Raw genomic sequence first — 23,485 nt, 5'->3', positions numbered from 1 at the left:
CGAACGCTTACGATGAATCGACATGTCGACACCCCGACATGTCAACCGTCGGATCGGTGCGGGCGGAACACCGCCATCTCCGCCAATTGATCAGCGCTGCACCGACCAGGCAGCCGATCAGCACCTCGACCCCGCGTGCGAAGCCGGCTTGGGCGACGCCCTGGCCCGGTGCCACCGTCAGCAGCACGATCGCCGCGGTCCACATCGACAGCCGCAGGTCGCTCCGCCAGCGGACCAGCGCGGCGCAGATCGCGACGGCCACGCCCAGAGTCACGCCCGGCCCGGCCCCGGCCAATAGGCTGCCGACCGCGATCGCCACCCCGATCCCGACCGCCGTCGCCACGAGCCGCCAGCCCAGCGTCCGCCGGGTATCGCCCAACCGGTCCTGCGACACGACCAGCGCCGATACCGTCGCCCAGACCGGATGATCGAGCCCCGCCCACGACGCGATCGGCAGCGCCAGCACCGCTGCACCGGCACAGCGCAGCACGAACGCCGCCGCCGCCAACCGCCCCGGCATCACCGCAGCAGATTGGCCTTGGCCAGTTCCAGCACCTCGTCGCCGCGCCCGCTCATGATCGCGCGCAGCGTGTAGAGGCTGAACCCCTTGACCTGCTCGGCCTGGATCTTGGGCGGCATAGCGAGTTCGAGCGTCTCGGTCACCACATCGACCAGCGCCGGGCCGTCATGGGCGAAGGCGGCACGCAGCACGCTCTCCAGCTCGTCCGACCGCGTCACCCGCGCGCCGAAAAAGCCCATCTGCGCCGCGACCGCGCCGAAATCGGGGTTCTTCAGCGCGACATTGGTGTCGACATAACCCGCCGCCTTCTGTTCCATTTCGACGAAGCCCAGTGTCGAATTGTTGAAGACGATGATCTTGATCGGCAGGTTCATCTGCACCGCGGTCAGCATGTCACCCATCAACATGGTGAGACCACCATCACCCGACAGCGACACGATTTGCCGCCCCGGATAGGCCGCCTGCACGCCCAGCGCCTGCGGCATCGCATTCGCCATCGACCCGTGATTGAACGACCCGATCAGCCGCCGCCGGCCGTTCATCGTCAGATAGCGCGCCGCCCACACCGCCGGCGTGCCGACATCGGCGGTGAACACCGCATCCTCGCTCGCAAGCCGGTCGACCACCTTCGCCACGAACTGCGGATGCAGCGGCTTGTCGCCGTCGCGCGCCGTGGCGAGGTCGTCCAGCCCCTCGCGCGCCTTGGCATAATGCGCCCGCGCTTTCGTCAGGAAAGCGTCGGAGCGATCGGGCGCGATCTGCGGGGTGAGCAGCGCCGCCGCCTCGCGCACATCGCCGACGATGCCGACGTCGATCTGCGCCCGCCGCCCGAGCGCCGACGGATCGCGGTCGATCTGCGCGATCTTCGCCTTTTCGGGATAGAAGTTGCGATAGGGGAAATCGGTGCCGAGCATCAGCAGCGTGTCGCACTCCATCATCGCATGATAGCCCGACGAAAAGCCGATCAGCCCGGTCATGCCGACATCATAGGGGTTGTCCCATTCGATCCATTCCTTGCCGCGATAGGCATGGACGATCGGGGCGTTCAGCGCCGCCGCCAGCGCCACGACTTCGTTATGCGCACCCGCCACGCCAGCCCCACAGAGCAGCGTCACCGCCTGCGATCTGTTGAGCAGTTTGGCAAGCCGGGCGATTTCCTGCACCTGTGGCACGACGCGCGGGGGCAGGGGGGCCGCGAAATCGGCGCGGGCATTGTCCGGCGCATCCTTCAGCGCCACGTCGCCGGGGATCACCAGCACCGCCACCCCCTGCTTGCCGATCGCGGTGCGCAGCGCGCGGTGGAGCAGTTCGGGCATCTGTTCGGGGGTCTGCACCATCTCGCAGAAATGGCTGCATTCGCGGAACAGCTCGGTCGGGTGCGTCTCTTGGAAATAGTTCAGGCCGATCTCGCTCGACGGGATATGCGCGGCGATGGCGAGGACGGGCGCACGGTTGCGCTGGCAATCGAACAGCCCGTTGATGAGGTGGAGATTGCCCGGCCCGCAGCTGCCCGCACACACCGCCAGTTTGCCCGTAGCCGCCGCCTCCGCGCCCGCCGAAAAGGCCGCGACCTCCTCATGGCGGACATGCATCCATTCGATTTCGCCCGAACGGCGCAGGCTGTCATTGATCGCGTTCAGGCTATCGCCCGTCACGCCCCAAATCCGCTCGACACCCGCCGCGATCAGCGTGTCGGTGATGAGATCGGCGATCTTCATGGTGTTTCCCTCGAATAATGGTCGAGGGCGAAACGAGGGGCGGGCGGTTTGGCTTCGTGGGCATGGTTGCAATGACGGCAAGCCGGATTTCTCGAGGACGGCAGCCCTGCGATGCCGCCATCATCCTATTGCACGGTCGTGCCGGCGATCGCTACCTCGGCCACCCGCCCGCGACGCCGCTCCAGCATCTGGCGTTCGGACAGCGAATTGCCGATCGCCGCCCTGTCCGTCGATCGCGTATCGATCCTGTCCTCGGCATAGCCAAGGGCCATCATGGTCCCGAGTATGGCAGCACCAAGGGCACCGGCGGTCAGATATCCGTTGCGCTTCGTCATAGGGTTCATCCCGATACTAGCGAAAATCCCCCGGAAAACAGGCATTGCCGGCTTTGGGTCCCCGCCATCCCGTTCGGTCTGAAGCGTACCTTTCGATCCTGGGCGATCAGGCGATCTCCGCCACCGCGGTCCCCGCCTGTCGCTCGAACAGCCGCCGATACTGCCCGTCCGGCGCCGCGAGCAGCGCATCGTGGGTGCCGTCCTCGACGATGCGCCCGCCGGCGAACACCAGGATGCGGTCGAGCGCGCGGACGGTCGACAGGCGGTGGGCGATGACGATCGCGGTGCGGCCGATCATTAACCGCTCCATCGCCTGCTGGATCGCCGCCTCGCTTTCGGAATCGAGGCTGGAGGTCGCCTCGTCGAGGATCAGGATCGGCGCATCGGCCAGGAACGCCCGCGCGATCGCCACCCGCTGGCGCTCGCCACCCGACAGCTTAACGCCGCGTTCGCCGACCAGCGTGCGATAGCCCTTGGGCAGCGCCATGATGAAGTCGTGGGCGTTGGCGAGCCGCGCCGCCTGTTCGATCTGCGCCTGGGTCGCGTCGGGCCGGCCATAGCCGATATTCTCGGCCAGCGTCCGGTGGAACAGCACCGGTTCCTGCGGCACGATCGCGACTTGTCGGCGGAGCGACGCCTGGGTCGCCTGCGCCACGTCCTGCCCGTCGATCGTCACCTGCCCGGCATCGACGTCGTAGAGCCGCTGGATCAGCTTCACGAAGCTGGTCTTGCCCGACCCCGACGGCCCGACCAGCCCGACGCGCTGCCCCGCCGCGATCGTCACCGACAGCCGCTCGTACAGCGGCCGGTCCTGCCCGGCATAGCGGAACGTCACGTCATCGAACACGATCTCGCCGCCGCCGATCGCGATCGGCCGCGCATCGGCACGGTCGGCAACGCCCAGCGGTTCGTCGTGGAGCGCGACCAGCTCCTCCATCTCGTTCACCGCGCGCTGCAACTGGTGCACATATTGGCCAATGTCGCGCAGATATCCGTTGAGCACCAGATAGCTGGTGACGACATAGGCCATGTCACCGGCACTCGCCTGCCCCTGCGCCCATAACCACAAGGCCGCGCCGGTCGCGGCGATGCGGATCAGCCACAACAGCGCTAACTGCCCCGACCCGGCCCAGGTAAAGGCCAGCCAGGTGCGCAGCGTCCGCCGCCGCCATTTGGCGACGGTCTTCGCCAGCAACGCCTCCTCGCGCGTCTCGCCGCCAAAGGCTTTCACCACCGCATTGGTGCCGATCGCATCGGCCAGCACCCCGCCCATCCGGGTATCCCACTGGTTCGACAGCCGCGCGATCGGCGCCAGTACCCGCGTCGCCAGCCACACGGTCAGCGTGATGTAGCCGACCGCGCCGACCCCCATCACCAGCCCCAGCAACGGCCAGTGCAGCGCCAGCAGCGCGACCGTGCCGACCAGCACCGTCAGCGAGGGGAGCAGCGACAGCAGCAGCACGTCGTTGAGCGTATCGAGCGCCCACATGCCGCGCGTGATCCGCCTGACCGTCGACCCCGAAAAGGCATTGGCGTGCCAGTCGGTTGACAGCCGCTGGACGCGGGCGAACGCCTCCTGCGTCACGTCGCGCATCATGCCCAGCGTCAGCGGGGTGATCGTCCACCAGCCCAGATGGCGCAGCACGACCATCGCCCCGCCGAGCAGGGTGATGACCGCGAAGGCGCACCATGCCGCCTGCGTCGCACCGCTGCCGACCGCGTCGATCATCCGACCGGCATAGAGCGGCACGAACACCTCGGTCAGCGTCGCCAGCAGCATCGCCGCCCCGCACGCGACCGCCAGCCACGGCGTGCGCGCCCAGTGGCGAAAGGTAAAGGCGAGCACCGCGCGCAGCACGGAGGCGCGCGGAAACAGATCCTCGGTATCGTCGTCGGTCATGGCAGTTTCCGCGGCAGATGCGCGGTCCTTGTAATCAGCAGGGGGCAGGTCGGTCGGAGACCGTGGGCGTCAGTGGTGGATGCCACCGACCCAAAGATCGCCGGGGGCGGGCATGGTGCAATTGGTCATGTCGCCCTCCCTGTCGTGCGTGCTGGACGCCGATCCCATAACCGATCGGACGGGGAATTGGTAGGCGGCGGGCAACGCTTCGAAAGGTGACGAAGGTTGCACGTATCGATGCTTTTCGTTCCCGCCATGCACCCCTGCAAGATACTATTTATGTAACTATATCATTGTCTTATCCCGTAAATCCATGATGTTGGCCGAATATCCGCCGATAGTTGGAGGAACTGTTGCGGACAAACCCGATTATCCAACCATCATATTGTAAATTCTGGCGTTTCCGGGAGGTATTTTTGGCGGCGGATATCGAAAAGATCCTTGTCGATCGACCGGAAGGACTGTGGAACCGCGACGCATGCCGGCGTCATTTTTCCGATCTCGGGCAACGGTTGACGAAAAGTCGCCGGATCCACGGCAAGGGACGCGTGCTGGTCGACCTGTCGGGGACACTCGTTCAGCCGCAGGAGGCGTTTTCCTATGTCCAGTCCGACCTGGCCGGCATCCTCGCCCCTGCCGACCGGATCGCCTTTGCCGGCGGGGGCGCGCTGCTGCGGATGCAGAAGAAACGCCTGACGCTGCCCGCCGAGACAGGGGTTTTCGAAAAGGTCGAGGACGCCCGCTCATGGCTGGAGCAAGGGTGAGGGGACGTCGGCCGAACATGGCCCTGCGGCCTTCCTGCTGATCGCCGCAAAGGCAGCCACGCCCGATCCACTCGCGCCGGATAGCCCCGGTCCGGCACGAACGGGAGCGTCGACGGCGTCCTTGTCCACCTTGCTCGCCTCCGTCGCGTGCGGCGCCGCCATCGGCGCACCTGCCGATGACCTGCTTTCCAAGCAACCGTGACGACCGTGGGTCCGACGAGATGGTCAAAATCGTACGCCAAGCGACCGTCCCGATTGGAATCGGGAGATGGGAAGGGCCGAAGGCCCCTCTCACACCGGCGCCTGTCGCATAAATCAGCTCAAATCCACGATCCGCGTCAGCAAGCCATCCCTGATCGTCATGAACGATGCGCCTCGCATGGCGATCGGTTCACCAGCCTTCATAGGCCCAAGATCGACAGCCGGGGTGCCGGTCCAATCAACCTCCATTGCGACACGATCGCCATCAACGACTGCGTTGGTGATGGCCTGATGTCGGGTCGTGAACATCGTGGCCGCTTGTTCCGCAAGGTCGGCGAAGGCGGCCCGACCTTCGATCTTCATGCTCTGCCCCGAGTTTGATACGTTCTCGAACACAACATCGTCGCCGACACATGCCACCAGCGCGGCTGCGTCCTTACGATTGTACGCATCGATGTAGCTTTGAATGATTGCAGGTAGCCTCACAGCTATCGCCCCTCTTCCGGAAGCGCGAAGCCTGTCGCCATTCCTTCTGGCAAGGCAGACCGCGCTTCAAACTGACAATGCCTGTCGGCATTGGTTCACTCGGACGGACCCGACCTGACGTATCAGGCCGGGTTATTAAATCGTCCGCTGGTCGCTACCGCGATGTGAACAACGAAGGTCATGCGAGCAGTATGGCTGTCTTTGTGAAATTGTCGAGCCGGCAACGTAACCGTCAGAGCTTCCCGATTGGGAACCGCTCGTCAGACGACCGAACCGTTCCCAGAATCGAACGCGTAGCGGGCCGGCCAAGGCATATGCGCCAATCATTTGCGTCGCGGCCGCCGAGCCGGCCCAATATCCGTTTCCAAATGGGGTTGCCCGAGACGGCCGCTGACGATGGAGAAACGGGACGCTCAAACGTGGTCAGGTATGACGGAACGCCTGTCCAGATCGATCGGCATCCGGCGGCGTTATCTGACCCAACATGTGATGCATGTGGCCGAGCGCTCCCGGCTCGGGGCGGAGCGACATGCCGGCGGTACGCGCCTGACATATGATTCCGACCATCCTCGCACCACAGCCCGACCAGCGATGATCGTCGGTCGATGCGGGCAGCGCCCCCTTGCCTGTGTGCCCTCGTGCCCGCTATGGGCGCCACATTCGCAAGGACCCGGTGCAATTCCGGGTGGCTATTCCGGCCGCCGATCCGCCGGACAACATCGCACATGACCTGAATGTTCGCGCCGCTGCCGGCGCCATGTGGCTTGATGTGGATTTTCCATGACCTTCGATTCCATTTCCTATCACCGCCAATGGTTTGGCGGAGCGGCGCAGATCCGCCGCGACATATTGGCCGGCATCGTCGTTGCGCTGGCGCTGATCCCCGAGGCGATCGGCTTTTCGATCATCGCCGGGGTCGACCCGCGCATCGGCCTCTATGCCTCGGTCGCGATTGCGATCACCATCGCCTGTATCGGCGGGCGGCCGGGCATGATCTCGGCGGCGACGGCGGCGGTCGCGGTGCTGGTCGGGCCGCTGGTCCGCGACCATGGCGTCGAATATCTGTTCGCCGCCACCATCCTGATGGGGCTGATCCAGATCGCCGCGGGATTGCTCCGGCTCGACCGGGTGATGCAGTTCGTGTCGCGGTCGGTCATCACCGGCTTCGTCAACGCGCTCGCCATCCTGATTTTTATGGCGCAGCTGCCGCAGCTGATCGGGGTGACGTGGCACAGCTATGCGCTGATCGCCGGCGGCCTTGCCATCATCTACCTGCTGCCGCGGGTCACGCGGGCGGTGCCGTCGCCGCTGGTCGCGATATTGGTGCTGAGCGTCGTCAGCATCGCGCTGAACCTGCCGGTCAACACCGTCGGCGACATGGGGAAACTGCCTGAAGGCTTGCCGAGCTTCGCATGGCCGCAGGTGCCGCTGACGCTCGACACGCTGCGGATCATCTTGCCCTATGCCCTCACCATGGCGGCGGTCGGGCTGCTCGAATCATTGCTGACCGCGCAAATCGTCGACGACATGACCGATAGCGACAGCGACAAGCGGCAGGAATGTGCGGGCCAGGGCGGTGCCAACATCGTCGCCGCTTTGTTCGGCGGGATGGGCGGCTGCGCGATGATCGGGCAGTCGGTCATCAACGTGACCTCAGGGGGGCGCGGGCGGCTGTCGACCTTCGTCGCCGGGGCGTTCCTGTTGTTCCTGCTCGCCGTTCTGGGGCCATGGGTCGGGCGGGTACCGATGCCGGCGCTGGTCGCGGTGATGATCATGGTGTCGATCGGCACGTTCAGCTGGAACTCGCTCGCCAATCTGCGGCGCCATCCGCCGACCTCGTCGATCGTGATGCTGGTCACGGTCGCGGTCGTCGTCGCGACCCGCGACCTGTCGCTGGGCGTGCTGGCCGGGGTGTTGCTGTCGGGGGTATTCTTCGCCGGCAAGGTCCAGCGGATGTTCGCGGTCGAGCGGGTCGTGGGGGATGGTGGCGTCACCTACCGCGTGCGCGGTCAGATCTTCTTCGCCTCGGTCGACCGTTTCCGCCGCGCCTTTGCCGTGGAGGGGGCGGTGCCGGTGACGATCGATGTCGCCGCGGCGCATTTCTGGGACATTTCGGGCGTCGACGCGCTCGACAAGATCGTCGCCCGGCTGCGCCAGAACGGGGCCGAGGTGATGGTCATCGGCTATAACCGGGCGAGCGCCGACCTGGTCGACCGCTTCGCGCTGCACGACAAGACCGGGGTCGAGCTGGGCGTCGTGCCGCATTGAGGTTGGTTGCCCGAAGGGCGTCGCCCCAGCGCAGGCTGGGGCCTCCCCGCAGCGATGCGCAACGCCAACCAACGGGGATATCCCAGCCTGCGCTGGGATGACGTGCTTGGCAGGAATGCGGGGCGCAAGGGGATACCCCCACGCCCCGCCCTCACATCGCCTGCTGCTCGCGGTTCAGGCTGCGCGCGGGCGGGGTCGCGACCGGCGCCGGGGCGGTGGCGGCACCCGGACGGACATCGGCCGGCACCTCGACGAAGGGCAGGTTCAGCGTCGCGCTGGTCATCCGTCGGATCTGGTTGGTGAAGGCCGGATCGTCGTTGAGCGTGCGGCCATAGGACGGGATCATCACCTCGATCTTGGGCGTCCAGATGCTCGCCAGACGCTGCGGGAACGCCTTTTTCAGCACCTCCAGCATGATCGCCGGCGAAGTCGAGGCACCGGGCGACGCGCCGAGCAGCGCGGCGATGGTGCCCTGCTGGTCGGTCACGATCTCGGTCCCGAACTGCAGCACCGGGCCCTTTTTCGGGTCGCGCTTGATGACCTGCACCCGCTGTCCGGCGGTGATGAGCTTCCAGTCGCCCTGCTTGGCGTTCGGGAAATATTTGACCAGCTCGGCCTGGCGATCGTTGTCGGTCAGCATCGCCTGTTTGACCAGATATTCGACCAGCTCGGCATTTTCGGCGCCGACCGCCATCATCGGTCCGACATTGTCCTTGTAGACGCTGTTGAACAGGTCGCGCCTCGATCCGTTCTTCAGGAACTTGGTGCTTTGCAGTGCGAAGGGGCCGAACAGGATCACCGATTTCCCGTCGAGCTTGCGCGCGTCGAGATGCGGCACCGACATCGGCGGCGATCCGGCCTCCGCCTTGCCATAGACCTTCACGTCATGGCGCGCAGTCAGCGCCGGCGTTTCGAAGGCGAGGAACTGGCCGCCGACGGGGAAGCCGCCATAATCCTTCGCCTCGGGGATGCCCGACATCTGGAGCAGCTTCAGCGACGCGCCGCCCGCGCCGATGAACACGAAGCGCGCGCGGACGGTGCGGTCCTTATTGGTGGCGAGATCGCGCACCGTCACGTTCCAGATGCCGTCGGCCCCGCGGTTGAGGCCACGAACCTCATGACGCAGTTCAAGGTCGAAATTGGGGTTTTTGGTCAGTGCCGCGGCCAGTTGGCGGGTGATGACGCCCCAGTTCACGTCGGTGCCGATCGGCATATAGGTCGCAGCGACCTTCTGGTTCGGGTCGCGGCCTTCCATCACCAGCGGCGCCCAGGCGCGGATCTTTGCCGGGTCCTGGGTATATTCCATGCCGTAGAACAGCGGGTTCTTGACCAGTGCCGCCTGCCGCTTGCGCAGATAGTCGATATTGGCGTCGCCCCATACGAAACTCATATGCGGGGTCGGGTTGATGAAGCCGTTCGGCGCGCCGAGACGCCCGGTCTTCACCTCATGCGCCCAGAATTGGCGGGCGACCTCGAACTGTTCGGCGATCTGGACCGCCTTGGTCGTGTCGATGCTGCCATCGGGGTTTTCCGGCGTATAGTTCAACTCGGCAAAGCCCGAATGGCCGGTGCCGGCATTATTCCACCCGTTCGAGCTTTCCTCGGCGACATTGCCGAGCCGTTCGAACATCGCCACCCGCCAATTCGGCTCCAGCTCCTGGAGATAGGTGGCGAGCGTCACGCTCATCACCCCGCCGCCAATCACCACCATGTCGAGCGGACGGTTATCGTCCGACGCGGGGCCGGCGGGCGAGGCCATCGGCCGGAACAGGAAGGCGATCGCGGCGAGCAGCAGCACGGCAATAATGCCGAGCGCGACCTTGGTCTTGCGCCAGCGGGGCCGGCGCGGCGCCGGGGCGGAGGATGCTTGCATGGAACGGATCCGTTGGAAGATGAGCGCGCGGAAACGCCCGTGTTCGGTTCGAACCGCGCCGGAAAATCCTCTTGTTGAACGCGTTATACGATCGCTCGGTGCGACGCAAATCCGCCGGTCCCACGCAATAGTATGTAACATTGGGCCACCCACGGTCCCGCCTGCTCTCGTCGGAGAGCATCGCGCCGGCGCAGCCGGTGCGTCCTTTGGTTTCCATATTTGGTCGTGTTTGATTGGGTTTTCGACATTTCCGTGCTGGTAGGCCGTCAGGCCGGACGCCGTCGGCCGGCGAGGCCGACGACATCTGTCGTCTGGTTAAATGACTCTAGGAGCGGTTGCGGATCACAATGAGACTCGCATGCGGCGCGATCGATCGCCGCACCGAGCGAGGCGAGTACCCGGCCGAGCGCACCGCCCAGCGTCACCTCGGCTAGTTCCTTGCAGCTCAGCGTCGCGCGCATCGCCGCCAGTTCGGCCGCCGCCTGCACCTGATGCGCCGCCATATCGTCGGACAGCGGCGCGGGGCGGAAGCGGCGCGGCAGGAAGCGCAGCAAGGCGCCCGGCAGCAGCGCGCGATAGATGTTCGAGGTCTGGCGATAGCGCGGCCCCGCGCCCTGGTTGCGGCAGAAGCGCCGCTGGCGGACGAGGAACCCCGCCGCCTCCAGCGCCGCCAGCGCCCGCGCGACCGTCGCCCGGCCGAGCGCGGTCGCCTTGGCCAGATGGTCATAGGTCGGGAACACCCGCCCGCCGTTCAGCCGGGCGAGGGTACAGATCTCCTCGAACACCCGCACCGCGCCCGCGGTCAGGCGGCACAGCGCCGCCTCGGCTGCGGTCAGCGCGCGCCCCTCGGCCCGTGCCGCGCGGCGCCGGGCGCGGCCGGCATCGAGCGCGGCGCGCGCCATGCGCAGCAGCCGGTCGGTCTCGCCCTTGGCCGGCACCGCGAAGAAGCTGTCCTCGACCGTCCCCGCCTCGACGCTGCCGCGCCGGACCGGCGCACCGGTGCGGTGCACGCCGCCGCTGCGTGGTCGTGTGCCATGGCCCGGATCGGCCATGCGCGCGATCGCCTGCGCCAGGATGAGCGCCATCATCGTCCCCTTTGTCCGGGGCCGCGACAAACATGCAAAAAAGGGGCGTGGCGCGAAACGCGCGTCCTTGAACCGACAAGCGATCAGGAGTATTTGGAGAGCCTGTCAAAGCCGGTTCGACGTTTGGCGACGTCGCTCCAAAACCCTGGGACGCCCGGCCTTCGTGCCGGGCTTTCCTTTATGTGGTCACGGCTAATTCCCTTGCTGCCGGCCCCGCTGCCGGTTTCCGCGACCTTTGCAGATCAAATCCAACATCGGAAGCGTTCCCGGTTCGTGCTTTCGAGTAGGAAAGCGGGAATTACGTTCGATTCGGCGCAAATTGCCGCGCGCGATTCGTGCTTTCGGATAGCAATATGCCGGTACGTTCGTGCTTTCGGGTAGCAAATACCCCGCCGCATTCGTGCTTTCGGATAGGAATTAGGCGGCGTTGGCGTCCGCCGATTCGGTTTCGCCCGAATCACCCGCTTCGTCACTGCCGAGCGCGCGGGGGCGGCGGGTCAGCACCACCTGCACCGGGGTTGCACGCCGCCCGCGCCGGGGCGCTTCACCCTCGGGCGCTTCCTGCTCGATCAGCTCCAACCGATAGTCGGGGATGCTGTCTGCTGCCGCTATCTGTTTCAAAGCATTGCGAAAATTGGCGAGCGGGTTCTGATAACCGATCTGCAGGCGAAAGGTCGCGAGGTCGGTTTCCAACCGCTCCTCGCCGCTCGAGCGTGCCACCTCGTAGATACGCCGCTCGATTGGCCCCAATTGGAAATAGGCGGCGGCATAGTCGAGCACATGCCGGTCGAGCAGGATCGCGCGGAACAGCCAGTCGCACAGACGAACCTTGACCGCCTTCAGCCGCCGCTCGCCGCCCCGCGTGCGCGAATAATGCAGCTTGGCCTCGGACAGCCACGAGAAGAAGCCCTCTTCGCCTTCGCCGCCCGCCTCGATATTGGTCTTGATCTGCGTACCTTGCAGTCGTTCGAGCGCCTCCGACAGTCGTCCGTACGACCGTGCTGAGTGATTGGCGCCAGTCACCGTGAACAGATCGTGCGCGGTAAAGACGAAATCCTGCGTCACCGTCTCGCCGATCTCGATCTTCGCTAGCATCAGGCTAGCGATATACAAGACTATTTCTTTGTCATAGATCGTCGCGACGCCACTTGCCGACGGACGTACTTCGATCGACACCGCATTTGCCTGGTAGGTCAGCGGCTTCATCCAGGCATTCTTGGCGAGCGCGAAGAACGGAAACGCCATCAACGACCGCTCGCCCCGAATTTCGGCGGTCAGCGGACTGTCGAGCCGGAACAGATCGCCCTGCGAGCGGGCGGGGGGGCGGGGGGCCGGGGGCTTACGGGTCATGGCGCTTTAATACTCGAAAGCACGAAGATGCGATGGGAAAGTGGCCTGCCCTTGAGCACGCGACGGATTGAACGGTGGCCATTCGTGCTTTTGAGTAGGAAATGGCCGGACGTGACACCAGCCCGCCCGCCGACATTACCGACGCGGACGCCCAGCAGTACGCGCCTGATCGCCTGCAACCGCAAAGGGCGAGGTCGCATTGGCGTTCGGGTCGTAATACCGGTCGATCCGGTTGCGGATACGCGACTGGACTCGGTTCTGGATCCGGCCGTTGATGCGCCCCATCGGCTCGATCCCGACCTCGGCGGCAACTTCCTCGCGCGTCTGGCGCTGCCCGGTCTGACCGGCCACCGACCGCGCAGTCTCGCCCTGGCGGGTTTCGGGCAGAGGCTGCTGGACCGGCGCGACCTGGTCCTGCGCGCCGTCCAGATAGCGGTCCTGCGCCATGACGGGTGCGGACAAGCACAGGGCCAGCAGGAGGGAAGCGATCCGCATCATGTCATTCATAGCCCGATCCGCCCTGCGTCGCATAGGCCGGTTCAGCGCGCCGCCGGCCTCAGCCGGATGCCGTCGATCTGACCGGTCAGGCCCGACAATTGTTCGGACGGCCGCGCGACCAGCACCAGCTGCTGGACCGGGCACCCCGCCGGCACGGTCAGGCGCCCGGCAAAGCGGCCATTCGCCTGCCCCGAATTGGGTACCACCACCCGGCCCAGCTCGCGTCCGTCGGGACAGGTCAGCGTCCAATAGGGCAGAGCATTGCCGGCTTGTTCGATTCCAATACTGCGCCCTTCGACCGCATAGTCGCCTGGCGGCAGCAGCTGTGTCTGGCGCAGGATCGGACCACCAAGATTGGACGGCACCGCGAAATCAAAAATCCCGCCCCGCTCGCCGCGCTGGAGCGTTGCTGATACTCCGCTATCTGTGATCGGAAGCCAGTCGAACGGCGTAGGCAATTGCGGATTGGCGGTAAAGTCCGGATCGCGCGCGACCCGTCGGTCGGCACCGGGGGTCAGCGCCGCATAGAAACGCCATGCGTCGTCGACATAATTCTCGGCCAGCAGCCGACCGACCAGTGCCGGCGCCGCTCCGGCCGGTAGCGCGACGCCACGGCGTTGCAGTGCTTCAAACAGGTTGGCGGTCGCCCGTGCATCGGGCCCCGTTCCGGCGACGAAGCCCAGAAACTGTTCGCTCCATACCGGCCGCTGCACCAGCGTCGCGATCAGCGCCCGCCGGATGTCGTTATCGCTGATCGCCGACGCCAGCACCGGGAACAGCAGGTCGGGCGCGATGCGCGACGTGCGCAGCGCGATATCATAGTTGTGCAACGCACCGGGGATATCGCCGCGCCCGACCGCATCCTCGATCGCCCATAACCGGGTACGCAGGTCGCGCCGAGACAGCTTTTCGGAATAAGCGAAAATACGCCGTGCTGCCGCGGTATCACCGCGCACCTGCGCATTGATCCCCAGTGTCGCGACCGCCGGCACCGCCGTTGGGTCCTGTCGCAGCGCAAGCCGCGCCAACTCGTCGGCGCGCTTGCGATCGGCCGGCGTAGCGTCAGGACCGGACAGTTGTTCGGACAGCAGCGCCGTGATCCGCCCGTCCCACGGCGCCAGCGCATGTGCCCGCGTCGGCGCGCTGCCGCGCATCATATAGGCCAGCGAATGGGCGACCGAGACATAGCCCAGCCCCGCCGTTGCGACCGCCAGCACACCGCGCACCGCCCATTCGGTCGCCGACCATGTGGGACGGGTAACACGACGCTTTGACATCAGCCCTTGGCCCCAGCGGCTTTGTCGCGGCCATAGCCATAGCCGTACTCATAGCCATAGCCGTAATGCGCCTTGCGAGACTCGAACTTGGTCAGCACGCCACCGAGGATATGTGCATTGGCCGCAGCAAGCCGCGCCAGCGCGGTCTTGACCAGCGTCGAGCGGATACCATGCGATTCCACTGCATAGACGACGCCCTCGACCCGGCTTGCGATCAGCGGTGCGTCAGCCAGGCCCATCACCGGCGGGCTGTCAATCACGACATGATCGAAATGCTCGTATAGCCGTTCCATCAACAGCGACAGGCGGTTACCAGTTAACAGTTCGGCGGCGTTCGGCGGGATTGGCCCGGACGACATTGCGGTGAAGCCCAGATCGGTCATGTCGAAGGTCAGCGGCGCGATATCATCTTGCCCGGCCAGAAAGTTGCTAAGTCCGTGGTCGTGACTCACCCCACCCAGATGATGGACCGAAGGCGAGCGCATGTCGCCATCAATTAGGATCACCCGCTTGCCGCTGCGTGCCAGCATGGTGGCCAGCGCCAGCGCGGTCGTCGACTTGCCCTCGGCTGGGCGGGTCGAGGTAACCGACAGCGAGCGCGGCACACCATGTTCGGTGGTGAAGGCTAGGTTTGTCTGAATCGCTAGATAGGCATCGACCAAATCGGACTTGCGGTCGAGCAGTGCCTCTTTGGGTGTCGTGCTGTTTACCTTGGGCACCGGGCCAAGCATTGGGAGTCCGAGACGACGTTCGACCTCTGTCGGATCAGCGATCGCTTCGTCAATCTGTTCGAGCGCAATGGCGATTCCCGCCCCGAGAAGCAGACCAACGAGTAGAGCTATCGCGAGATTAATTAGCAACTTCGGGCTCGAAGGAACGTTCGGAATATCAGCAGGATCAACGACAGAGATATTATTCACACCCACGCCACCAGCCACACCTATTTCTTTGAAGCGCTGCAGTAGCCCATCATACAACGCACGGTTGGTATCAACTTCTTGCTGATAGATATTATACTGGATGCTACGCCGACGCAGGTCTAGATAACTTTCCTTCAACTGGTTAACTTTAGCCTGCAATGCCGATTCGCGCTGCTGTGACTCAAGATAATCAGCCCGCAAAGATCCAGAAACGCGGCTTTCTTCGCGAGTAATCGATCGGTCAAGCTGCGTCAGTTGCGACTGTATAGCTCGCGCGGCCGGATATTCTGGTTCGAACTGTATCATCAATCGCTGATATTCGGCTGCCAGTTCGGCACGCCGTTGACGAAGGTTGTTGATTGCTTGGTTGCGCAACGCTTCTGTCGAACCACCACCGCTACCTGCCTGTGCATAGCGCGCTTCCATCTGAATGCGGTCCGCAGTCGCTTGCGACAAAGCGGCGTTCAGCGCTGCAAGGTCGTCGACAACGATCGACCGTTCAGTGGCACCACGCCCATCACTGCCTTGCGACGGGAGGTTGATAATCTGCTGCGCCGATGCGTAGGCGACGAGTTGACGTTGCGACGTGTCAAGTCGTTCCTTCAACTGCGCCAACTGTCGTTGAAGCAAATTGCGACCGTAAGATGTAGCTTGCACTTTGCGTTCGAGATTAAGTTGGATAAAATTCTCTGCCCACGCGTTGGCGATCCGTGTAGACAGAGCGGGATCGGGGCTGGTGAATCCGATATCAACGAGACGGGACAGTCGGGTCGGCGACAACGAAAAGTTTTTTAGCAATATTTCGCCTGCCACACGCTGCCGAACATCACGTCCTGATGCCGAAAAACGACTATTAGTGATCTGAAAACCGGGATGATCGCTCGCAAAACCGAACATTTCGTAAAATTTCGGATCGTCAACTAGGCGCAATTGTATTGCAACCCGCTCTGATAGTGTACGCGATCGTAACAAACCGTATTGCGTCTGGTAAAATTCCTGATCGGCGACGCTGGTTTCGCGCTCGACTCCCTGAAAATCAGTAACTTTGCTGGCTTCGCGCGAAATCTCAATCGTAGCGATAGCGGTATATTTTGGCGTCATCAGCAAAGTTGCGATGAGACCCAACAAGACGGAGGCTACGATCGAGGCGATGATGACATAGCGCCAGCGCACCACAATCCGCATATATTGTCGGATCAGCGGCATTCGCCCTTGCTCGTTCACGGACGTTATGCCGCGCACTGCCGCGCGGTCGGGCAAGGAGGGTACGATATCGTTCATGGCGAATGAGAACTCTATTGCAGAACGGCTACGAGCGGCGCAGCCAGAAGCGGAGCAAGCGAAATGAAATCGCGGAAGATGCGACGCTGTGGTGAGTCACCCACGACGATCACGTCATTGGCAAAGATCGCAGGATCGTCGTACGCACCGCGGCGGATCGCCGCCATGTTGTACAGTCCTGCCATCTTACGTCCGTCAACCGTCCGCAGGATCACTACGTCGTCGGCACGTGCGAATTCTGACATTCCCTTGGCCGACGCTATAGCGCGCATCAGTGTCATCTGATTGGTTACCGGGTACAGGCCGGGCTCGACGACTTGGCCGTCGATCGTCACGACCTGGCTTACAGAATTCTTGATGTTTACCGTCACCTCGGGCTGGCGTACATACCGCGTGCGCAACGCCGCCTCAATGGCGGCTGCCAATTCGGTTGCCGTCTTTCCACTAGCCGGAATGGTTCCGGCTAGTGGTATTGAAATACGTCCACTTGCATCGACCTGCACTTCGCGACTTAGATCGGGGACATTGAACACATCCACTTGGATCGTATCGAGCGGCCCAATCAACGAGGGCCGATCGGCGACAGTCAAATCATTACGATTGGGGGCAGGGAATGCGCTCGTATCCTTGACGACTGCTAGGCGCTCGGTCGATACCAGCTCCGAGCGACCGGCACAGCCCGTAAGGCCAGTCGCTGCCGTGAGCAGGGCGAGAATAAGATAACGCATCTACCCGAGATTTCCTGAACGATGAAGGATGATCGCAGCCTATAGGTGCTACCCTCGGACGGGTAAAGCTGGACGTACCAGATCGCGTGTTCCATTCAGCCAGAGGCCCGAAATCACCATCGTCGCCATGACGAGTGGGGTACGCGCAGGATAGTCGAACATGCTGGCAAGCAACACTAGCATAAGCAGGATTGATCCGAGCCGGGGCAACAATTCCACCTGACGCCATGCGTAAAAGCTTTTCCATAGCCACCATCCAATCGCAGATGTTAGGACAAGCAAGCCTGCTATTCCTCCATCCAGTACAATTTCGAGATAGTCGTTATGCGCATGGTTGAAGTAGGTAATCTTCAGAAGATCAAAAGGCTCGTTTATTCTAAACATCGGATCAAACCCGCCCACCCCCGACCCGACCGGAAAATATGACCAAAGCATCTCGATGACGGTAGGCAAGCCTCGCTGGCGCATATCATGCCCGTTGTCGAGCGTCAGCGCACGGCTAATTGATACGGCGCGGTCCGCGGCAATGCTCAATGCCGTCAACAGGATGATCGCCATGAAGAACCCGCCGATCAACGTCCAGCCAACCCATGGCGGGCGACGCCCCAGTTCCAGTCGAAGCGGCCGCCAAACCATTGCCAGCCCTGCTGCTAATCCAACCAGGCCAGCGAGCATGCCGGCACGCGATCCGCTAGCCAAGATAATCAGTATGAAAATTGGCAGCAACCCTAGCGTCACTGGCCCGCGCCATCCCGGCCTTTTGCCTCCAAGAAACGCCCAGGCCGGCGCGATTGCGCACCCAAAGGCAACGAAGAGAGCAAAGTGATTGCGATTAGCGAAGGTCGCACTGACCTGACCCATCGTGTCGTTGACAAACGGGTTCGTGAAAACCTTTCCAGAAAACTGCAGCAACCCCAGAAAGGCAGATGCACAAATCAGGGACAACATGATGCTCGTGAGTAACTGACGCTCTTCAGGTCGACTGCCGGTCGTCAGCAACAAAATTGCCACTGGTATGGCTAGCGACGAAAGGGCGTTCCAGGCCGCCCCAGGAACCACTGCCCATGATCGCCAAGGTTGAGATTGGTTGCTGATGGTCGCCGCTTCGCTTACAAGTGTGCGACCGGGCAATGCTTGCCACAGCACAGGCGGCAGCGGTACCAACTGTATAAACGCCAGCAGGACCGCCGCACCCAAAAGCAGAACGATTGGCCGCTGTTCAGCCAGTCGAGGTCGGGCACCGAACAAGGCGGCGGCGCACATGGCCGTCCATGCAGCGACGCGGACGATTATCTGACCGAAAGCATCAGCCCGCGACGCACCGCCCGCCAGCCACAGAGCGGCAATCAGCAGCAAAAGCATCAAGAACGGGAAAGAAGGCCTTGCCATTAAGGCGCTTGATGGACGTGATTTCATATCGCCGCTTTGTCTAGGGCAAACGCCGCCCGAACGGAACCTTTTGCGCCGCACTTCGACCCTGATTCCGTACGGGCGAAGCCATTTTCGCCGACTATTTACGATCCAACGCTTCGTTTCTATAGGCCGCATCGAGAAGGCAATGTCACGTTCGACAGGCCGTCCAAACCTGGACATCACCCTAGGCTCTAAAGACGGTTACCATGCAAGAAAAGACCGTCGTCAAGATTTCGCTGCTGGATAGCAAAAGCGCGCAAATTGTATTAGGAGCAATCGCTCTTCTGGTGCAATATTTTTGTGTCGTACGCCTTGTGCCTGACGGCCCACACAGCGATAAACTTCTTTTGGACACCTTGATAGGATGTGCGATCGCAAGCATTGCAGGCATATTTCTATTTCGTGGCGTAAGCAAATACCCCGGCGTTGAAGCAAGCGCTTATATTGTACCAAGTTTCACAATCGCACATGCGGCGCTTCTAGCAATATTTATACTTGGCAGATTCGAATATAGTCGTATATTGTTAACAACTAGCTTTGTATCTAATATTGTACTTTTTTTTCTAGTTGCCCTTATGGGGCGGCGGCGGCGCATGTGTATTGGAATAATTCCTGAAGGCCAATATACGATTCCGGCCAACGCGGACAATATACAGTGGTCTTTACTGAACGATCCCCTTGATGACGTATCTCATCTAGATGCCATTGCCGTTGACCTACGAGCCGACATTTCCGACGCATGGGATCGTCGCCTAGCAGCATGTGCGTTGAGCGATCTACCTGTCTACCACTTCAAACACTTGCTCGAATCATTAAGCGGCAAGGTCGAACTCGAGCATTTGTCCGAAAACAGCTTTGGCACCCTATCCCCGTTACGATCCTATATGCGGGCGAAGCATTTCGTGGACGTAGTGTGCGCGTTTACTGCCATCATCGTGCTGATGCCGTTACTGATCGTAATTGCACTGGTGGTACGGTTTACGTCGCCAGGTCCCATTCTTTTCCGTCAAGTCCGGATTGGGTATCAGGGACGACCATTCCGTGTGTTCAAGTTCCGCACGATGACTCATGTGCCGGCAGGAACCGGCGACCTGCTAGATGCTGCCAAGACCAAGGACGGCGACATGCGCGTTACCCGCCCCGGCGGGTTCTTGCGTCAAAGCCGGCTCGACGAGTTGCCGCAGTTGCTCAACGTCATCAAGGGCGAGATGAGTTGGATCGGGCCGCGCCCGGAAGCTGAAGTCCTCTCGCGCTGGTACGAGAAGGAAATTCCTTTCTATCCCTATCGCCACATCGTGCGCCCCGGCATCACCGGATGGGCGCAGGTGAACCAGGGGCATGTCGCCGAGGTCGAGGAAGTGAAGAGCAAGCTTCACTACGACTTCTACTACATCAAGCATTTCTCGCCGTGGATCGACCTGCTGATCGTCGCGCGTACGATCAAGACGATGCTGACCGGCTTCGGTGCGCGGTGACACACGACGTCCCGTTACGTGACGGTTCGTCCTGGCGCCGCATCGGCGCGTATTTGCGCCAATCCGTGCGCGTTCGTCAGATTCTGAATTCCCGGGTCACCCGATCCTCGACGATCAACATTGCCGGATCGATCGTGCCTATCGTCGTCGCGATCCCCTGCCTGGCAGCGCTTCCAAGATATCTGCCGACCGAATTGTTCTCGCTACTGCTGCTGGCCTGGGCGCTTGTCGGTTACGCTGGTATTCTCGACTTGGGGCTGTCGCGTGCCGTCACGCTCTTGGTTTCCCGCCAGCAAGGCGCAAACACCGCTGCGCTTCAGGAAATACTGAGCACCGCGCTGTTCGTTTCAATCGCAAGCGGCCTAGTCGGAGGAGCGGCGCTACTGTTCGGCATCGACTGGCTTGTCTCCGACATCCTTAAAACATCGCCTAACGTCACCAGAGATGCGGTCACCGGTTTCACGCTGATCGCTTGTTCGATTCCCCTGCTACTGCCGCATCTTGTGGTCCAAGGTTTCTGGGACGGGCGCGAGCGTTTCCTGGAATCGAACATTCAGCGTGTCGCCGGCGGCGCCCTGCCGATCGTGGGGGCGACCGCCATGGTGGTCATGGTGCAATCCAGCTTCACGGCAGCTGCGGCGGGACTGCTGGCGGGGCGGGCGCTGGCACTAGCACTCGGCCTGTACCAGAACGCAATCTGGCGCGAGATCCGCTTGGGAAGCATCCGGCGTCAGCAACTGCGAATGCTCATGGGGTTCGGTAGTTGGGTCACAGTGTCCGGCGCCATCAGCCCGCTGATGGGATATCTGGATCGCTACGTCCTTGCCTATGCCCGCGGCTCCACAATCGTCGCTTTCTATGCCGCACCGTCGGAGCTGGTGATGAAGCTGCTGGTTCTCCCCGTGGCGGTGACGCGAGGTTTATACCCTCGACTGGTGGCCTCACACGCCATTGGCGAAGAAGGGTCTGATACGCGACATGCCTATCTCCTGATCGCAGCGACCTGTGTTCCCGTCGCGGCCGGACTAGCCTTGTTGGCACCCTTTATCCTTCATTTTTGGCTGGGCCCGGTCTATGCGGCAAATTCGACCGGCGTGGTCCGCGTGCTGGCGTTTGGCTTCCTCTTCTCGGCGTTTGCCCAGGTACCGTTCACCCAGTTGTATGCGAAGGGGCGCCCGGAACTCATCGCCATGATCCATACCGGTGAGCTTCTCATCTTCATCCCAACGGCCTATCTGGCGTCACTTCATTTTGGGCCAATCGGATGCGCGGCCGCCTGGACCCTGCGCAACCTGATCGACCTGCTGATCCTTCTCGTATCTGGAAAGCGTGCGGCGTGGCGTTGACCCCTCTTTTATCCATCGTGATCCCGACGAAGAACCGTCAGGAGCAATGTATCCAGACGATACGTTCGGTCCTATCGTTCCAGGACGATTTCGAGCTAGTCGTTTTCGACAGCAGCGACGACGGCGATCTGCTCGCCCGCGAATTTGCGGCTCTGGGCGATCAGCGCATCAAGCATCATCACGTGCCTGCACTGAAGAATATGACGCAGTGCTTCGAAGAAGCCGTCAAATATGCGCATGGCGACTTTATCTGTATGATAGGCGATGACGACGGGGTTACGCCGCAGCTATTCTCATGGACGCGCCGCGCGCAACGCGAAGGCCTGACCAGCGTAACCAGCGACCCGCGTGTCTATGCCGCCTACAACTGGCCCGGTATCCGGTCGAAATATTTCGGCGAAGCGGTTTCGGGAAAGTTGTTCCTCAGGCTGGATCCGACCGTGTCGGACACGGTGGTCGACGCTCGGTCGCAGATCGACGCGTTTCTGGACAATGCCGGTCAAGGATGCAGTTCGATGCCACGTGTCTACCACGGCATCGTGGCACGGTCGACCCTGACCGAGCTGCACGCCGAGATCGGTCACTGTTTCGACGGCGTAAGCCCGGATGTGTCGTTCTCATATTTTGCTGCCTATTTCTCGCCGCGGCATGCGATCATCGATCTTCCGCTTACGATCGGTGGCGCATCGGTTTCCAGTAACGCCGGCCGGAGCGCGATGCGCCAGCACAAGGGCGACCTCTGGTCCGATCCCCATATGCGATCCTATATCGGCGAGCCTTGGCCGGCGGACGTCCCGGAGTTCTTCAGCGTCGAAACCGTCTGGGGGCAAGCCACCCTGGCCGCGATCGATCGGGCCGGCCGCGATAGGCGCGACAGATTCAATTTCTCACGCTTCTACGCCTTGCTGCTTGTGCGCCATCCCGACCGGCAAAGTGAAATCATGAAGGCGCTGGGACATCACGGAAGGGTCGCCAGGGCGAAGGCGATCGGCAAGGTCGCCCCGGTCGTCTGGGAACATGGAGTCTATGCCGCTAAGAAGGTGCTCCAACGTGCATGGCCGGATCGCAAGATCAAGACGCTGAGTGCCGACAGCATCGAGATCGCCAGCGATCTGGTTGCTCAGGCCCTTGCCCAACAGCATAGGTGAAGCGATGAAGAAAATTCTCGTAGTCGGCGCGTCCGGAATGCTCGGATTTGCCCTGCACCGCTCGCTGCATGATCAAGGCTATGACGTGCAGGGAACGGTCAGGCGTGCGGCCATGCCGCATTTCGGATGGTCGCATGGCTTGCGCTACCAATTGTCGGTCGACGCCGATGACATCGGATCCGTCCGTCGTGCCGCACAGTCGATGGAAGCGCAGATCGTGATAAACGCCGCCGGCGTCATCAAGCAGGTCGATGCCGTCAAGGATGAAGCCACGTTGTTCCGGCTGAACAGCGTCTTCCCCAAGCGACTGGAAATCGCGGCGGAGCGCGACGGCTTTAAGCTGATCCACTTCAGCACCGACTGCGTCTTTTCCGGCCGTTCGGGGAACAGGCGCGAGATCGATATTCCCGATGCCGAAGACGCCTATGGCGCTTCGAAGCTGATCGGCGAGGTGACACGATCGGCTCTTACGCTACGCACTTCCATCATTGGCATGGGCATGCAGCCGAACGGATCGCTGATCGACTGGTTTCTATCCCAGACTGGGCAAGTTCGCGGCTTTCCCAATGCCTTCTTCTCCGGTCTGCCAGTGAATGCTATCGCGCAATTTATCGGCCAGAACCTTCTTCCGTGCCGGCCCGATCTGCACGGCCTCTACCATCTTGCAGCAGCGCCAGTTGACAAGGCTCGTCTTTTGTCGCTGGCGGCTGCTCGCTGGGGGCGTGACGATATCCAGATCGTACCGGACGAGGGTTTCAAGATCGATCGCAGCCTAGATCCCACCTCGCTCAAGCAGGTAGTTCCGCACGACGTCGCCGATTGGCCAGCGCTGATCGACGACATGTATGATTTCTACGCGAAGCTCGGCGAACGGGCATTGTGAAATACAGGTGACTTGT

At 62.4% G+C, this 23,485-nt stretch carries 19 protein-coding genes and 1 other annotated feature; of the genes, 6 read left to right on the top strand and 13 right to left on the bottom strand.

All coding sequences use genetic code 11. The features are described from left to right. Positions 1-7: 7 nt before the first annotated feature. The 4 genes from MF607_RS18200 to MF607_RS18185 all read right to left on the bottom strand — a co-directional run bounded on the left by MF607_RS18200 (position 8) and on the right by MF607_RS18185 (position 4,473). Positions 8-520 (bottom strand): FUSC family protein, encoded by a 513-nt coding sequence (locus MF607_RS18200; RefSeq protein WP_242121478.1) that lies wholly within the window; start codon positions 518-520, stop codon positions 8-10. Beyond that, on the bottom strand, positions 520-2,238 hold the full coding sequence (poxB, locus tag MF607_RS18195; protein WP_242121476.1) for a ubiquinone-dependent pyruvate dehydrogenase: 1,719 nt from the start codon (positions 2,236-2,238) through the stop codon (positions 520-522). Before poxB ends, MF607_RS18200 begins: the two co-directional genes overlap by 1 nt. Before the next feature lie 125 nt (positions 2,239-2,363). Beyond that, complete coding sequence (locus tag MF607_RS18190; protein WP_242121455.1) at positions 2,364-2,573, bottom strand: hypothetical protein; 210 nt, start codon at positions 2,571-2,573, stop codon at positions 2,364-2,366. A 106-nt stretch (positions 2,574-2,679) separates the two neighbouring features. After that, complete coding sequence (locus MF607_RS18185; protein ID WP_242121449.1) at positions 2,680-4,473, bottom strand: ABC transporter ATP-binding protein; 1,794 nt, start codon at positions 4,471-4,473, stop codon at positions 2,680-2,682. Positions 4,474-4,814: 341 nt separating this feature from the next. Between MF607_RS18185 and MF607_RS18180 the strand changes: the two genes are divergently transcribed. After that, the gene (locus MF607_RS18180) at positions 4,815-5,237 is read left to right on the top strand and encodes a hypothetical protein (protein ID WP_242121448.1); all 423 of its coding nucleotides are present in this window, start codon (positions 4,815-4,817) and stop codon (positions 5,235-5,237) included. Positions 5,238-5,552: 315 nt separating this feature from the next. Here MF607_RS18180 and MF607_RS18175 read toward each other — a convergent pair whose 3' ends face one another. Further along, entirely contained in the window at positions 5,553-5,924 is a 372-nt protein-coding gene (locus MF607_RS18175) for a nuclear transport factor 2 family protein (protein WP_242121447.1), read from the bottom strand. 663 nt (positions 5,925-6,587) lie between these two features. Next, positions 6,588-6,643, top strand: a sequence feature (sul1 is cis-regulatory element that is thought to sense ions involved in sulfur or methionine metabolism; They are found in Alphaproteobacteria). Positions 6,644-6,704: 61 nt separating this feature from the next. On the opposite strand from MF607_RS18175, the gene MF607_RS18170 reads away from it, so the two are divergent. Next, positions 6,705-8,192, top strand: coding sequence for a SulP family inorganic anion transporter (locus tag MF607_RS18170; RefSeq protein WP_242121446.1), 1,488 nt, complete (start codon positions 6,705-6,707; stop codon positions 8,190-8,192). Positions 8,193-8,343: 151 nt separating this feature from the next. Here the strand turns inward: MF607_RS18170 and mqo are convergent, their stop codons facing one another. The 8 genes from mqo to MF607_RS18130 form a co-directional block, all read right to left on the bottom strand. Further along, positions 8,344-10,065, bottom strand: coding sequence for a malate dehydrogenase (quinone) (mqo, locus tag MF607_RS18165; RefSeq protein WP_242121444.1), 1,722 nt, complete (start codon positions 10,063-10,065; stop codon positions 8,344-8,346). A 266-nt stretch (positions 10,066-10,331) separates the two neighbouring features. Beyond that, the gene (locus tag MF607_RS18160) at positions 10,332-11,153 is read right to left on the bottom strand and encodes a helix-turn-helix domain-containing protein (RefSeq protein ID WP_242121442.1); all 822 of its coding nucleotides are present in this window, start codon (positions 11,151-11,153) and stop codon (positions 10,332-10,334) included. A 414-nt stretch (positions 11,154-11,567) separates the two neighbouring features. Then, complete coding sequence (locus MF607_RS18155) at positions 11,568-12,500, bottom strand: replication initiator protein A (RefSeq protein WP_242121439.1); 933 nt, start codon at positions 12,498-12,500, stop codon at positions 11,568-11,570. A gap of 135 nt (positions 12,501-12,635) precedes the next feature. Beyond that, entirely contained in the window at positions 12,636-13,007 is a 372-nt protein-coding gene (locus MF607_RS18150; RefSeq protein WP_242121437.1) for a hypothetical protein, read from the bottom strand. 32 nt (positions 13,008-13,039) lie between these two features. Continuing rightward, the gene (locus MF607_RS18145; RefSeq protein ID WP_242121434.1) at positions 13,040-14,275 is read right to left on the bottom strand and encodes a hypothetical protein; all 1,236 of its coding nucleotides are present in this window, start codon (positions 14,273-14,275) and stop codon (positions 13,040-13,042) included. Next, positions 14,275-16,401 carry a GumC family protein gene (locus tag MF607_RS18140; protein ID WP_242121432.1) on the bottom strand — a complete coding sequence of 709 codons (2,127 nt, stop codon included), beginning with the start codon at positions 16,399-16,401 and terminating at the stop codon, positions 14,275-14,277. The genes MF607_RS18145 and MF607_RS18140 overlap by 1 nt, the downstream gene beginning before the upstream one ends. Positions 16,402-16,490: 89 nt before the next feature. After that, positions 16,491-17,204 (bottom strand): polysaccharide biosynthesis/export family protein, encoded by a 714-nt coding sequence (locus tag MF607_RS18135; RefSeq protein ID WP_242121430.1) that lies wholly within the window; start codon positions 17,202-17,204, stop codon positions 16,491-16,493. A 48-nt stretch (positions 17,205-17,252) separates the two neighbouring features. After that, positions 17,253-18,566 carry an O-antigen ligase family protein gene (locus MF607_RS18130; RefSeq protein WP_242121428.1) on the bottom strand — a complete coding sequence of 438 codons (1,314 nt, stop codon included), beginning with the start codon at positions 18,564-18,566 and terminating at the stop codon, positions 17,253-17,255. Between the two features lie 257 nt (positions 18,567-18,823). Between MF607_RS18130 and MF607_RS18125 the strand changes: the two genes are divergently transcribed. From MF607_RS18125 to MF607_RS18110, 4 genes are read left to right on the top strand one after another with little or no spacing between them, the layout of a single operon-like run. After that, positions 18,824-20,092 (top strand): sugar transferase, encoded by a 1,269-nt coding sequence (locus MF607_RS18125; protein ID WP_242121426.1) that lies wholly within the window; start codon positions 18,824-18,826, stop codon positions 20,090-20,092. Beyond that, the gene (locus tag MF607_RS18120) at positions 20,089-21,438 is read left to right on the top strand and encodes a flippase (RefSeq protein WP_242121424.1); all 1,350 of its coding nucleotides are present in this window, start codon (positions 20,089-20,091) and stop codon (positions 21,436-21,438) included. The genes MF607_RS18125 and MF607_RS18120 overlap by 4 nt, the downstream gene beginning before the upstream one ends. Next, positions 21,429-22,586 (top strand): glycosyltransferase family 2 protein, encoded by a 1,158-nt coding sequence (locus MF607_RS18115; RefSeq protein ID WP_242121422.1) that lies wholly within the window; start codon positions 21,429-21,431, stop codon positions 22,584-22,586. Before MF607_RS18120 ends, MF607_RS18115 begins: the two co-directional genes overlap by 10 nt. A 4-nt stretch (positions 22,587-22,590) precedes the next feature. Continuing rightward, on the top strand, positions 22,591-23,469 hold the full coding sequence (locus MF607_RS18110; protein WP_242121420.1) for a dTDP-4-dehydrorhamnose reductase family protein: 879 nt from the start codon (positions 22,591-22,593) through the stop codon (positions 23,467-23,469). The last annotated feature ends 16 nt before the right edge of the window (positions 23,470-23,485 follow it).

The sequence above is a fragment of the Sphingomonas lacusdianchii genome, from assembly GCF_022664395.1.
Classification (GTDB): Bacteria; Pseudomonadota; Alphaproteobacteria; order Sphingomonadales; family Sphingomonadaceae; genus Sphingomonas; species Sphingomonas lacusdianchii.
The sequence above is the reverse complement of the archived record's forward strand: the minus strand, read 5'-3'. Positions and strand labels throughout refer to the sequence as shown.